We start from the raw sequence: 14,115 nt of genomic DNA on the forward strand, positions 1-14,115 counted from the left end.
CGTTAGAGCGCGGCCGCCTGCGCCGCCCGCCAGCCGCCGCTGGCGGTAATGTCGCGCCCGCCCGCGAGCCCGTGCGGCTCGCACAGGAAACCCTTCACGGCAAGGCCGTCCTCCAGCGCCACCGTGCCGATGGCGAGCGGGGCGGGAATGCCGGCGAGGAAGTCGCCGAACGCGACGCGCGGCAGCGCCCAAATCTCCAGCGCGATGGCCGCGCCTTGCCCGTCCCTCGCGCGCACCAGTCCCGGCCGGGCCGGCGGCCCTCCGGGCAGGGCGAAGAGCTGGTAGGCCGGGCTGGTGCGGGCTTCGCGCAGAAAGCGCCCGCCACGCGAGGTGAGTTCGCCATTGAGCGGCAGCCCGGCCATGTGGGCCCCGCAGACGGCGATGGCGATTTCATCCCCGGCGATGTCGTCTTCCACGGGCGCGTCGGCCAGAGACGGCGCCGCCCCGCGCTCGACCCGCAACGCCAGCGCCGCCGCGCGGGCATCCTCGCCCTTGCGCGCAAGGACGGTGACGCTGCCGGGGCGCCCGTCGGGACGCGGCCCGGTCGGCACGGCGATGCCGCACATATCCAGCAGATTGACGAAATTGGTGTAGGTGCCGAGCCGGCTATTGGGACCGAACGGATCGGCCGCCACCTCGTCCAGCGTGACGAAGCAGGGAATGGTCGGCACGCAGAGGAAATCGAACCCCTCCAGCGCCTGCGCGCACACGCGCCGCAGTTCCTCCAGCCGGTACAGCCCTTTGAAGGCGTCGACGGCGGAGAGCTTCAGCCCCGGCGCGAGGATGGCGCGCGTCACCTCGTGCAGCGTGTCGGGCGACACCGTCAGCCGCGCGCCCACCGCCGCCACCCGCTCGGCCACCCAGGGGCCGGCATAGAGCAGATCCGCCACCGCGTAGAACGGTGCGAGGTCGATCTCGCGGACACTCGCCCCGTCGGCGCGCAGCCGCTCCACCGTGGCGCGGAAATCGCGCTCCTGTACCTCGTCGCCGAAAGTGCGCAGGCTCGCCGCGTCCGGCACCGCCACCGCGATGCCGCGCGGCAGGGGCGAGAGACGCTGGCGCGGCAGCGGGCGGGAGTAAGGGTCGGCCGGGTCGAAGCCGGCGCAATGGCCGAACAGCTCCCACGCCTCGCCCACGCTGTGGGCGAACAGCGACACGGTGTCGAGCGTTCGGCAGGCCGGCACCATGCCGGCGGAGGACAGCGCCCCGAGGCTCGGCTTCAGCCCGACAATATCATTGAGCGCGGCCGGCACCCGCCCGGAGCCGGCGGTGTCGGTGCCGAGGCTGAAGGCCACCAGCCCGCGCGCCACCGCCACCGCCGAGCCGGAGGAGGAGCCGCCCGGGACCAGTTCGGGGTCAATCGCGTTGCGCGGCACCGGGTAGGGCGTGCGCACTCCCACCAGCCCGGTGGCGAACTGGTCGAGATTGGCCTTGCCGAGGCAAATCGCGCCCAGGGCCCGCAGCCGCGCCACCGCTGCCGCGTCCATTTCCGCGCGATAGAGGAAATCCGGGCAGGCCGCCGTGGTCGGCATGTCGGCGACGTCGATATTGTCCTTCACCGCATAGGGAATGCCCCAGAGCGGCCGGCCATCGGGCGCCCCCAGCGCCCGTGCTTCCGCCAGCGCCGTCTCGCGCGCCTCGAACAAGAAGATGCCGGGATCGTCGAGCGCGTCGAGCCGGGCGAAGGCCTCAGCGATCACCGCTTCCGGCCGCAGTCCCCCGGCATAGGCGGCTCGGAGCGCGGGGAGGGTGAAGGCGAGATCGCGCGGCATAAGCAACACCTGGGCAAACGGCAGGGGAAAGGGCAGAGACAAAAGATGGCGAGAAAAAGGGCGACAGACAGCGCATTGTATACACCGTCACGGCCCTCCGCCATGCGCTATCTCTGCACGTTGCAACTCGTGGAAGCAGCAGTGCCTACAGCGGCCGGGCGCGCGAGCCCAGCGTGTCAAACTGCCCTCCGGCATAGATCAGCGGGTGCAGCGGCCCCTCCGGCAGATGCAGCGCGACCACCCTGCCCAGAAAGATGCTGTGGCTGTGCACGCTCACCGTTTCCGCCAACTCGCAGTCGAAGCTGGCCAGCGCCCCCACCAGCGCCGGCGCCCCGGTGGCGAGCGCTCGCCATTCATGGGTGCTGAAGCGCAGATGCCGGTTGGCGGAGGAGGAGAACGCCTTGGCAAGTTCCAACTCCGGCTCGGCCAGCAGATTGACGCAGAACGAACGTGAAGCGCCGATCACGTCGTGGCAGGAGACATTGCGATTGACGCAGACCAGCAGTGTCGGCGTCGGATCTGCAGCCACCGAGGTGACGGATGTCGCGACAAACCCGTGGGGCTGCCCGTTCTCCATCGTGGTGATGACGGACACGCCGGCGGCGAGGCGCCGCATGCCCTGCTTGAAATCTGTCGGGTCGATCATGGCGAACTCCACCTCGCGGCACGCGTGGCCGCGTCGGGGAGAGAACCGCAAGCGCCGTGCCAGCCGCGCCCAGCCTGCATTTGACAGCCCATCTCCCCGGCCGGCGCCCGTCCGTCTCGCGCCGCGCTGCGACAGATGTCGCCGATCTGAGACGCGCGCGGCCCATTGTGCCAGCCGCCGCGAGCCACCGTCGACGGGCCGGAACTCAGCGCCGGCAACGCTTTTCCTGGCGCCATCCGCCCGCGCGCCCCCGGGCGAACCCTTGCCCGTGCCGCATGCAGGTGCTGGCACAAGCCTTGCGGCATCGTCCACATCCCTTTCGTTGCCGAAAGCCCTGCCATGACCCTCTCCGTGAACCCCATCGCCGACATCATCGCCCCGCTGCCCAAGGGGCTGTTGATCGACGGGGCCTTCGTCCCCGCGCTCTCGGGCAAGACCTTCAAGACCTTCAACCCGGCGACCGGCGAGGTGCTGGCCGAGATTGCCGAGGGCGACGCCGCCGATATCGACCTCGCGGTGGCCGCCGCACGGCGCGCCTTCAACGGGCCGTGGAGCCGCTTCACGCCGTTCCAGCGCCAGCAATGCCTGCTGCGCTTCGCCGATCTGGTGGAAAAGCACTTCGACACGCTGGCGCTCATCGACGTGCTCGACATGGGCGCACCGATCACCGCCATGCAGTCCCGCCGCCAGCGCGCGCTCGGCCTGCCGCGCTTCTATGCCGGCATGTGCACCGTCATCGCGGGCGGCACGCTGCCCAATTCGCTGCCCGGCGAGGTGTTCACCTACACGCTGAAGGAGCCGGTCGGCGTGGTTGGCGCCATCACCCCGTGGAACGCGCCGCTGACCTCAACGATCTGGAAGATCGGCCCAGTGCTCGCCACCGGCTGCACCATGGTGCTCAAGCCCGCCGAAGATGCCCCGCTCACCGCGCTGCGGCTCGGCGAATTGCTGCTGGAAGCCGGCGTGCCGGCGGGCGTGGTCAATATCGTGCCCGGCTTCGGTCCCACCGCCGGCGATGCGCTGGCCCGGCATATGGATGTTGACAAGGTGGCCTTTACCGGCTCGGACGTCACCGGCCGCAAGATCGTCGAGGCCTCGAAGACCAATCTCAAGCGGGTGACGCTGGAACTGGGCGGCAAGTCGCCGGACATCATCTTCGCCGATTGCGACATGGAGGCTGCGGTGGCCGGCGCCGGCATGGGCGTGTTCGCCAATAGCGGCCAGATCTGCGTCGCCGGGACCCGTCTGCTGGTCGAGCGCCCGATCTACGAGGAATTCGTCGCCCGCGTCTCCGCCTATGCCCGCTCGCTCAAGGTTGGCAACGGCCTCGATCCGGCGACGCAGATCGGCCCGATCGTCAACGCGAGGCAACTGGAGCGCATCACCTCCTACATGGAGATCGGCATCAGCGAGGGCGTCACCGCCACGGCTGGCGGCCGGCGGCTCACCGAAGGGGCGCTGGGGGACGGCCATTTCTTCGAGCCGACCGTGCTCTCCGGCGTGACCAACGCCATGCGGATCGCCCGCGAGGAAATCTTCGGGCCGGTCGCCACCGCCATCCCCTTCGACACGCCGGAGGAGGCGGCGGCCATTGCCAATGACACGCCCTTCGGCCTCGGCGGCGGGGTGTGGACAAGCAACCTTTCCACCGCGCACCGCATGGCCAAGGCGATCCGCGCCGGCACGGTGTGGGTCAACACCTATGGCGGGCTCGACCCTGTGGTGCCCTTCGGCGGCTACAAGGCCAGCGGCTATGGCCGCGAGTCCGGCACCGAGCATCTCGACGCCTATCTGGAGACCAAGTCGGTGGTGATGAAGCTGAGCTGAACGTGCCGGGTGTTCAGTGGCGCAAAGCGCGGGGAATGACCACGCGCACCGCCACGACGATCGCCAGCGCACCGACGGTGAGCATCGCGAAGGCGGCACGCAGGTCCAGCGCATGGGCGACAAAGCCGATCAGTGGCGGGCCGAGGAGGCCGCCGCTGTAGGCGATCGTCACCGTCATGGCGATGCCGGCATTGGGCGGGATGCCCGGCATGCGCCCGCTCAGCGAGAACAGGATCGGCACCAGATTGGCGATGCCGAGCCCGGCAATGGCGAAGCCCGGCAGCGCCGCCAGCGTGGTTGGCGCCAGCACGACCAGCGCCACGCCGGTAAAGGCGATGGCGGCGGAAATCTGGATCGTCGTCACCGCTCCCAGCGCGCGGGTGATGCGGTCGCCAAGCAGCCGGCCGGTGGTCATCGCCACCGAGAAGGCGGCGACGCCCGAGGCGGCCTGCGCGGGGCCCGAGCCGGTCGCCTGCACCAGATAGAGCGCGCCCCAGTCGATCAGCGCCAGTTCGATGACGAAGGCGAGCACGGTGAGCACGCCGATCCCCAGCATGGTGCGGTTGGGCAGGCGGAAGATCGAGGTGTCGGCGGCCTCCCGCACATGTCGTTCGGGCAGCCACAGCCAGGGCATCGCGGCCAGCGCAAGCGCCACCAGCGCCACGCTGGCGAGGCCGAGCCCGAGGGGCGGGGCGAAGCCGAAGCCGATCAGCGTGCCGCCGGCCAGCGCCCCGGCAACGGTGCCGAGGCTGAAGAAGGCATGCGCCGAGGACATGATCGGCCGGCCGACCTCGCGTTCCAGCGCCGAGACATGCGCGTTCATGCACACGTCGAGAAAGCCGAAGCACAGGCCGAAGACGGCGGCCGACAGCGCCAGCAGCGGCAGGGTGACGCCCAGCGCCGGCCCGAAGCTGGCGGCGGCGAAGGCGATGCCGGCCAGCGCGCCCGCGCGCAGCGGGCCGAGCCTCGGGCGCAGGAACCCCGCCGCCGGCATGCCGCAAAGGCAGCCGAGCGAGACGCACATCAGCACCAGCCCGATCTGCGCATCGTCCAAGCCGGCCCGCGCCTTGAGGATCGGGATATAGGTCGCCCAGAGCGTCAGCCCGCAGCCGCCGACGAAGAACACGGCACTCACGGCCACGCGCGAGGCGAACAGCGCACGCCGCGCGCCCGCGACCGACAACTCACTCATGCTTCTTCCAACACCACTTCCGCCGGGCGGCCCCGCAGCAGGCTTTCGCGGCGAACTTTTGCGCCGAGCTTTGTAACCAGCCTCGGGGCACGAGGCGTGCCAACGCGCCGTCCAAGGGTCGTCTCATCGCCCGGATGGGCCCGGCCGGCAAGGGGGGGGGGGAGAAGGGGGGCAAGGGGGCAAGGGGGCAAGGGGGCCCCAGCCGCCCGTCTCATCCGCGCGTCTCAATCGTGCGCCGGTCTCACCGCCGGTGTGTCTCGTCCCGTATTCACCGCGCCGCATGCCCTTGGCAGAACGCTGACGGCGCAACGCCTACATGTTGGCACGGGCATTGCGCAGGGCGGGCACGACGGGCGCGGCACGCGTGCCCGTCGTCATCTTTGCTCCAGCCTCATGGTTGCCATGCCTCCCGATCCGTCCATCCAGCGCCTGTCCTCCAATGGCCGACTCGCGCGCGTCGTCGTGCATGCTGGCACCGTCTATCTCGCCGGCGTTGTCGCGCGGGAGAAGACGCCCGACGTCGCAGCCCAGACCGCCGACGTGCTTGCCCAGATCGACGCGCTTCTCACGGACGCCGGCACCGACAAGAGCCGGCTGCTGCGCGTCACCATCTGGCTGCACGACATGGCCGATTTCGCCGCCATGAACACGGTGTGGGACGGCTGGGTCGACGCCGCCAATGCCCCGGCGCGTGCCACGGTCGAATCCCGCCTTGCCGGGCAGGGCGCCAACCTCGTCGAGATGATGGCCACCGCCGCCCTGTGAACCGGGCGGGGCCGGCAGCCGTATACCCGGCATGTGCGCCCGTCAGAGGCGCCATCCGGGCTGTCGGTGGCGCCCCCGGGGCCAGCCCGACGCAGGCGCCAGCGAGGGGAGCACCCGCCCCAGCCCACCCCTCGCTGGCGCTGCGCGCGCCGGGTCCGCCTCCCTTCCCCAGCCGCGCATGGCTACGTCTCACACCTGAGACGTTGCCGTCTCAGGTGTGAGAAAAGAGCGAAGTTTATTTTTAATCTATACTTGAAGATACCAAGGCACTATCGAATATATAGCGTATACCGCTTCCGGTGGCGCGTTCAGGCGCAGTTGTCGACGGAGTCCGATAGCGTCATCGGCGCACCCTGCGCAGGGCATCACTCGCGGCGCACGCTGCGCCGGTTGCATCAAGGCGGCCTGATCCATGACATCTTCCAGCAAACCCGGCACCGCGCGCACCGTTGCCGTCATCGGCGGCGGCGCGGTCGGCGTTGCCACCGCCAGCTTTCTCCTGCGCGAGGGGTTTGACGTGGTGCTGATCGAGCGCGGCGGCCTCGGCGAGGGCGCCTCCTTCGGCAATGCCGGCGTGCTCGCCCCTTCCTCCGTGGTGCCCATGTCGATGCCGGGCACGCTGATGAAGGTGCCGGGCTATCTGCTCGACCCGCTCGGCCCGCTCTCCATCCGCTGGAGCTATCTGCCGACGCTGGCGCCGTGGCTCGCCCGCTTCGTCAGATCCGGCACGCGGGAGCGCGTGCAGGCGCAAGCGCGGGCGCTGAAGCCGCTGCTCGACGATTCCTTCAGCGCCTGGCTGCCGCTGGTGCGCCATGCCGGCAACGAGGTGCTGATCCAGCGCGACGGCTTTCTCGCCGTCTACCGCAGCGAGGCGGATTTCGCCGGCGACGCGCTGGGCTTCCAACTGCGCCGCGACAACGACATCCCATTCGAGGTGATGCGTGGGGCGGATTTGTGGGCGTTCGAGCCCAGCATTTCGCGCGACTACACGGTCGGCGTCCTGTTCCGCCAATGCGGCCACACGATCAACCCCAACCGGCTGGTGCGCACGGTTGCCGATGCCTTCCTTCGCGATGGCGGGCGGGTCGTGCAGGCCCGGGCGCTCGGTTTTGCCCATGCGGGCGGGGCGCTTCAGGGCGTTCAGACCGATGCCGGCCTCATCCCCGCCAGCGCGGCGGTGGTCGCCTGCGGCGCGCATTCGCGTCCGCTCGCGGCCGGCCTCGGCGACGACGTGCCGCTCGACACCGAGCGCGGCTATCACGTGCTGATCGCCGATCCCGAGACGCGCCCCTTGCGGCCGATCCTCGATGCCAGCGCCAAATTCGTCTCGACGCCGATGGAGACCGGGCTGCGCATGGCCGGCACGGTCGAGTTCGCCGGGCTGGACGCCCCGCCGGACTGGAAGCGCGCGGCGCATCTGTTCACCCTCGGCCGGCGGCTGTTTCCCGGCCTCGCCCCGCATCATCCGGAGGCGCGGGTCTCGCGCTGGATGGGGTTCCGGCCGAGCATGCCGGATTCGCTCCCCGTCATCGGCCGGGCGAGCGCCTGCCCCGCCGTGGTCTACGCCTTCGGCCATGGCCATGTCGGCCTCGCCTCCGCCGCCCGCACCGGCATGGCGGTGGCCGATCTCGTCGCCGGGCGCCCGCCCGCCCTCGACCTCGCCCCTTTCGCCCCCACGCGGTTCTGAGAGCGGCGTTTCGCAGCCGCGCGCCGGCTTTCTCCGCAATGAGACAGGCCGACGCGGCGGTGACGGGTCCATCGTGAAGAGTGGTGTCAGATCAGTGGGTTAAGTCTCTGGCACGGGCCTTGCCGAAGGGTGCGTTGCCGGCACGTTGCCGGTCGCAGTCAAGGGAGACCGTCGTGCTGCTTTCCTTCTTCATGATGCCGCTTCATTCGGTAAACAGGCACTATCCCACCGCCCTGGCCGAGGACATCGAGGCGTTCAAGCTGGCGGACGAACTGGGCTTCGAGGAAGCGTGGATCGGCGAGCACTATTCGGCGGAGATCGAGCAGATTTCCTCGCCGCTGATGTTCCTGGCGCACATGGCGCCGCAGACCAAGCGCATCAAGCTGGGCACCGGCGTGCTGCCGCTGCCGCTCTACCATCCGGTGATGGCCGCGTCTCACATTGCGCTGCTGGACCACCTCGCCCCCGGCCGCCTGCTGCTGGGCATCGGCACCGGCGGCCTCGGCTCGGACTTCGAGGTGTTCGGCACGGAGGACGCGGACCGCAACGCGATGATGCTCGATTCCATCGCCATCATGAAGAAGATCTGGTCCTCCGATCCGCCCTATGACATCGAAGGCAAGTTCTGGAACGTGAAGCTCTCCAAGAGCTACTGGCCGGACCTTGGCGTCGGCATCCTCCCGAAGACGCTGACCAAGCCCCACCCGCCGCTCGCCGTCTCGGTGTCGAGCCCCAATTCCGGATCCATGCGCGTCGCCGCCCGCAACGACTTCATGCCGATCTCGGCCAATTTCGTCGCCTCCTGGGTGGTGAAGACCCATTGGGAAACCTATTGCGACGAACTCGGCAAGCTCGGCAAGACGCCGGACGGCACCAAGTGGCGCGTCGCCCGTTCCATCCATGTCGCCGACACGGACGCGGAGGCCGAGCGCGTGGTGAAGAAGGCCGGCGGCGCCTATGATTGGTACTATGACTACATGTTCCAGGTGTATCAGCGCATGGGCGCGGCGGCGCTGCTCGCCCCCTTCCGCGACACCGATCCCGCCACCATCACGCCGCAGATGGTGCGCGACAATTTCGTGATCTATGGCAGCCCGGAGACGGTGGCGCGCAAGATCCTCGAACTGCGCGAGGAGGTTGGCCCGTTCGGCACGCTGATGATGACCTCGCATGAATGGGAGGACAAACCCGCCATGCGCCGCTCGATGGAACTGCTTGCCACGCGCGTGATGCCCATCGTCAATGCGGCACTGGGCGAGGCGGGGCTCGGGGAGGCGGGACTGGCTGAAGATCTGCCGGCGATCGCGGTCTGAGCGCGGGAGAGGAAACAAGATGTCGAGCGTCGACACGGCCGGGCTGCTGGAGCCCGGGAAACTCTGGTGGAACTGGTTCGGCGAGCAGTATTTCGTGCCGCGCTACACCGCCCGCCCCACTAGCGAGGAAGAGGTGTGCGCCATCGTGCGCGAGGCGCGCAGGCTCGGCCTGCCGCTCCGCGCCAGCGGGGCCGGTCATTCCAACCCGGCCGTCGTGCCGACGCCGGGCGTGCATGTCGACTTCGACGCCTTCAACCAGGTCGTCTCGGTGGACAGGGAGAAGCTGCAGGTCACGGTGCGGCCGGGGATGCGCGTCAGCGCGCTGACGAAGTATCTGCGCGAACAGGGCATGTCGCTCAACAACCAGGGCGACATCGACCGGCAGGCGATCGTCGGTGCGCTGATGACCGGCACCCACGGCGCTGGCAAGACGCTGGCCTGCATGTCGACCCAGCTCATCGGCGCCCGCATCGTCACGGCGGAGGGCGAACTGCGCGACCTCTCCGCCGCCGATGGCGAACTGTTCAAGGCGTTCCGCACCTCCATCGGCATGTTCGGCCTCGTCGTGTCGGTGACGCTGCAGGCGGTGCCGTCCTACAACATCCACAAGCGCTCGTGGAACACCGACACCGAGGACTGCATCGCCAATCTGCATGAGCTGCTGGATGCCAACCGGACCTTCTGGTTCTTCTGGCTGCCGCGCCGCGAATCGGCCGATCTCTACGAATTGCCGGGCGGGGCCGTGCCCTCGAAGGCGACGCGGGACTACGATTTCTGCCACATGCGGACCTACAACCCCGTGCCGGTGGCCGATCCTGCGCCCACGCTGGGGCCGGGGGAGGAATTCGACCATTCCTCCATCATCTACCCCAATGACTACGTGCCGAATTTCCGCGAGATCGAATACGCCGTGCCCTTCGGCCGCTTCGAGGAAGCCTTCGGCGAGGTGCGGCACATGTTCCAGACCAAGTACCCGGAGGCCATCTACCCCGTCGAATGCCGGGCGGTGAAGGGCGACGACACCTATCTCTCGGCCTATTCCGAGCGCGATGGCTATGCGCTGTCCATTTCCGGCCCGCTGGAGGAGGCGAGCTGGGCCATGCTGCGCGACGCCGATGCCATTCTCGACCGCTATGACGCGCGCCCCCACTGGGGCAAGCATCATTTCATGACGCCGGAGCGGCTGGAGCGCATCTACCCGAAATACGACGCCTTCAAGCGCCTGCGCCGGGAGATGGACCCGGACGGGGTCTTCCTCAACGACCATCTGCGCATGCTCTTCGCCTGAGCGAGGGGGCCGGCATTGCCGGCCCTTTTTCGTTTGTGTCGCGAAGGAGGAGGAAGCGGGTTGACGATTAAACTTTGTGCTGCGCACAATTTAAGCGAGGGCTTGTCAAGCGGGGGCTCGGAACCGGAGGCCGCGATGCTGGATCTGCGCAGCCATGTCGCGCGCATCGTCACGAGCGCGAACCAGCTTGCGCCTGCCGCCGGCGATTTCAACGTGCCCCGCGCCGCCGATTCCATGGCCGCCTCGTGGCGGCGCTGCATGGATGGCTACAGCTTCGATCCCGGCGCCAAGTTCCGTATCGAGGCGGTGAGCGATGCCGAGCTGAGGCGGCAATGCGAGGCCAATGATGAGCTGATCCACTATGCCCGCCCGGAGATCGACGCTCTGTTCGGGGCGGTCTCGGTGTCCGGCTTCTCCATCAGCCTCGGCAATGTCGACGGCTACATCATCACCGAGCGCGCCAATTACCATCCCGACTTCTACAGCGAGGTCGAGCGGCCGGGCACCGCCTGGGCCGAGCCCTCCGCCGGCACCAACGCCATCGGCACCTGCCTGGTCGAGCGCCGCCCGGTGGGCGTGCTCACCAATGATCATTTCTTCTACGAATTCTCCGCGCTTTCCTGTGCCAGCGCGCCGTTGTTCGGGCCGGATGCCGAGCTGATCGGCGCCATCAACATCTCGATCCGCAATCCCGAATTGCAGCGCGAGACGTTGAAAGTGGTGCTGGGCCTGTCCTCCAGCCTCGCCGACCGCATCGGCGAGCGCATGTTCCGCCAGGCCTTCCGCCGCTGCTTCATCCTGAAATTCGCCATCGGCGCCGTCGACCACGGGCTGATCGCGGTGGATGGCGACTTCCAGCTTGTCGGCCTCAACCACGCCGCCCGCGACATGCTGCGCGACCGCATCCAGCTTGCCCGCGTGCGCAGCCTGTGGGCGGTGTTCGAGCGCGACCATCGCCTTGCCGACCTGTCCCGCCTCGGCGGCACCGAGCTGACGCTGCACCTGCAAAAGGGCGGCGACGCCATCTCGGTCTCGCTCAGCGGGCCGCTTGAAGCGCCCGCGCGTGGCGCCAGCGCCGGGTCTCGCCCCGCCGCCACGCCCTTCGCCGCCGCACCGCCGGCGGGCGAGGCCCGCCCCCGCCCGGCGGCCGCTCCCGCAGCGGCGGCTCTCCCGCCCCGCGCGGCGCCGCGCGTGCTTACCCTTGATGACTGCGCCGGCAGCGATGCGCGCATGGCGGCCAATGTCCGGCTGGTGCGGCGCGTGCTCGGCGGTTCGCTGCCCATCCTGCTGCTCGGCGAGACCGGAGTGGGCAAGGACGCGTTCGCCCGCGCCATCCATGAGGAAAGCCCGCGCCGCGCTGCGCCCTTCGTCGCCTTCAACTGCGCCTCGGTGCCGGACACGCTGATCGACAGCGAACTGTTCGGCTATGGCAGCGGCGCCTTCACCGGCGCCCGGCGCGAGGGCAATGCCGGCCGGCTGGTGGAGGCCGATGGCGGCACGCTGTTTCTCGACGAGATTGGCGACATGCCGGTGAGCCAGCAGACGCGGCTGCTGCATGTGCTCGAATCCGGCGAGGTCACGCCGTTGGGCGCCGGCAAGCCGCGCCGGGTCGATCTCCAGGTGATTGCCGCCACCAACCAGAATCTGGAAGCCCAGGTCGCCCGCGGCCAGTTCCGGCAGGATTTGTATTACCGGCTCGCCGGCGCGGTGATCGACATTCCCGCGCTGCGCGCGCGCACCGACCGCCGGGCGCTGATCGAGAAGGTGCTGTCCGGCCTCGATGCCGGGCGCGGGCTCACCCTGTCGCCGGAAGCGCTGGCGTTGCTCATGGCCCATGACTGGCCGGGCAATGTGCGCGAGCTGCGCCACGCGCTCAACCGTGCCGTCCATGTCTGCGAGGGCACGGTGCTCGGCTGCGAGGACATCGCCATCCGCCCGGCTTTTCCGGCGGCGGGCATGGCCATTGGCGGGTGGCCGGTGGCCGGTGGCGTCGAGGCGCCGGCGGGGGAGGGCGGCATCGCCGAGGCGCAGGCCTCTGCCGACGCCGGCAGTGCCCGCCATGCCATCGCCTCGGCCGAGCGCGAGGCCATCGTCGCCACGCTGGCGCGCTGCGGCGGCAATGTGAAAGCGGCCGCCGCCGCGCTGCAGCTGAGCCGCGCCACGCTGTACCGCAAGCTGCAGCGCTACGGTATCTCCACCTGACGCTCTCCCGCCTCGCCCGCGCCCGTTGTCGCGCCCCTGCGACGGGGGCGCTCATCCTTGAAACAGCGTCGCCTTCGCGCGATCCTGTCTCACGGTTGCGCCGCGCTGCGACACTGTCGCGATAATGAGTGGTATTTCGGCCCGATACTCCAGCACTACACGTGAAAGAGACTGATCTACTCTTCGAGTCATCGGCAACAGTCGGACGAGATTGCTGAAATCAACTTAGAAAATCGACACAAACCCGGGTGGCACGAGAGTTGCCGAACCGGGTGTCGGCCAGAAAGGCCGAACACAGGGGAAAAAAATGACCTTCCATACTGGAGATTGGGCGCCTTCGCGGCGCAGCGTCATGAAGGGCATGGGCGCGGCCGCCGCCACGCTGGCCGCCCCCGGCGTTCTGCGCCGGGCCTATGCGCAGGAGCCGATCGTGCTGCTGACCTGGGAAACCTATCACGATCCCGCTTGGTGCAAGGAATGGAGCGAGGCCAATGGCGTCGAGGTGAAGCCGGTCACCATCGGCTCGGTCGACGAGCTGTTCTCGCAGCCCTTCTCCGGGGCGGTGCAGCCGGACGTCATGTATATCGAGACCGGCTCGCTGCCGCGCTTCAAGGAAGCCGGGCTTATCGTGCCGTTCGACACCGCCAAGGTGCCGAACATCGCGAACATCACCCCCAATCTCGCCTGGAAGAAATACACCGATGTCGGCGGCGAGGTGGTTGCCGTGCCCTACAATTGGGGCACCCAGCCGCTGATGTACAATGCCGACGCGATGTCCACGCCGGACAGCTGGAAGGCGCTGTGGGACGAGAAATACCGGGGCAAGGTCAACATCTTCGACGACTGCACCATCTGCTTTCCGATGATCGCGCTCTCGGTCGGTGCCAAGGACCCGTTCAATCTCACGGACGCGGATTTCGCCGCCTGCGAGGAAGCGCTGCGCGCGCTGCGCCCGCAGATCCGCACCATCGCCCGCGGCTTCGACGATGCCGTCACCATCTATGCCGCCGGCGAGGCCGTCATCGGCTATTGCCAAAACATCGCGGTCGTCACCTCGCTGCAGGACAAGGGCAAGAACTTCGCCTATTCGCTGCCGAAGGAGGGCACCCCCACCTGGATCGACTGCACCGGCGTCTCCAAGAAGGGCGACCGCGACATCGTCTACAAGTTCATCAACGACAATCTCTCCACCAAGTGGCAGGCCCGGTTCATCGAGGCCTCGACCAATAACGGCGTGCTCGACCTCAGCGAGGCCAAGGCCGGCGGCGTGAGCGAGGCGACGCTCAAGCGCACCAACATTCCCGATTCGCAGGCCGGCGATTTCTGGGAAAAGCTGGTGATCCTGCAGAAGCCGGAAGATTTCGAGCGGCGGCTGCAGATCTGGAACGACTTCAAGGCCGGCACGCTCTGATGCGCGCCTGCT

9 protein-coding genes and 1 pseudogene are annotated in these 14,115 nt (G+C 68.7%); 7 read left to right on the top strand and 3 right to left on the bottom strand.

The features are described from left to right. Positions 1-2: 2 nt before the first annotated feature. Positions 3-1,772: an allophanate hydrolase gene (gene atzF, locus EV667_RS17065; RefSeq protein ID WP_131836549.1), complete on the bottom strand. Its 1,770-nt coding sequence runs from the start codon at positions 1,770-1,772 to the stop codon at positions 3-5. A 145-nt stretch (positions 1,773-1,917) separates the two neighbouring features. Next, positions 1,918-2,418, bottom strand: coding sequence for a flavin reductase family protein (locus EV667_RS17070; RefSeq protein WP_131836550.1), 501 nt, complete (start codon positions 2,416-2,418; stop codon positions 1,918-1,920). A gap of 339 nt (positions 2,419-2,757) precedes the next feature. On the opposite strand from EV667_RS17070, the gene EV667_RS17075 reads away from it, so the two are divergent. Continuing rightward, positions 2,758-4,245 carry an aldehyde dehydrogenase family protein gene (locus EV667_RS17075; RefSeq protein ID WP_131836551.1) on the top strand — a complete coding sequence of 496 codons (1,488 nt, stop codon included), beginning with the start codon at positions 2,758-2,760 and terminating at the stop codon, positions 4,243-4,245. A 13-nt stretch (positions 4,246-4,258) separates the two neighbouring features. Here the strand turns inward: EV667_RS17075 and EV667_RS17080 are convergent. Further along, positions 4,259-5,464: pseudogene (locus EV667_RS17080) on the bottom strand (MFS transporter); the annotation flags it as partial. Positions 5,465-5,839: 375 nt separating this feature from the next. On the opposite strand from EV667_RS17080, the gene EV667_RS17085 reads away from it, so the two are divergent. The 6 genes from EV667_RS17085 (at position 5,840) to EV667_RS17110 (ending at position 14,103) form a co-directional block, all read left to right on the top strand. After that, complete coding sequence (locus EV667_RS17085; protein ID WP_131836829.1) at positions 5,840-6,202, top strand: RidA family protein; 363 nt, start codon at positions 5,840-5,842, stop codon at positions 6,200-6,202. Between the two features lie 412 nt (positions 6,203-6,614). Then, positions 6,615-7,889, top strand: a complete 1,275-nt coding sequence (locus tag EV667_RS17090) for an NAD(P)/FAD-dependent oxidoreductase (protein ID WP_131836553.1) — start codon at positions 6,615-6,617, stop codon at positions 7,887-7,889. 173 nt (positions 7,890-8,062) lie between these two features. Further along, positions 8,063-9,202 carry an LLM class flavin-dependent oxidoreductase gene (locus tag EV667_RS17095; RefSeq protein ID WP_131836554.1) on the top strand — a complete coding sequence of 380 codons (1,140 nt, stop codon included), beginning with the start codon at positions 8,063-8,065 and terminating at the stop codon, positions 9,200-9,202. A 19-nt stretch (positions 9,203-9,221) separates the two neighbouring features. After that, positions 9,222-10,490 carry a D-arabinono-1,4-lactone oxidase gene (locus tag EV667_RS17100; RefSeq protein ID WP_131836555.1) on the top strand — a complete coding sequence of 423 codons (1,269 nt, stop codon included), beginning with the start codon at positions 9,222-9,224 and terminating at the stop codon, positions 10,488-10,490. Between the two features lie 135 nt (positions 10,491-10,625). After that, complete coding sequence (locus EV667_RS17105; RefSeq protein WP_131836556.1) at positions 10,626-12,692, top strand: sigma-54-dependent Fis family transcriptional regulator; 2,067 nt, start codon at positions 10,626-10,628, stop codon at positions 12,690-12,692. Between the two features lie 307 nt (positions 12,693-12,999). Next, the gene (locus tag EV667_RS17110) at positions 13,000-14,103 is read left to right on the top strand and encodes an ABC transporter substrate-binding protein (RefSeq protein ID WP_131836557.1); all 1,104 of its coding nucleotides are present in this window, start codon (positions 13,000-13,002) and stop codon (positions 14,101-14,103) included. The last annotated feature ends 12 nt before the right edge of the window (positions 14,104-14,115 follow it).

The sequence above is a fragment of the Ancylobacter aquaticus genome, assembly GCF_004339465.1.
Lineage (GTDB): Bacteria > Pseudomonadota > Alphaproteobacteria > Rhizobiales > Xanthobacteraceae > Ancylobacter > Ancylobacter aquaticus.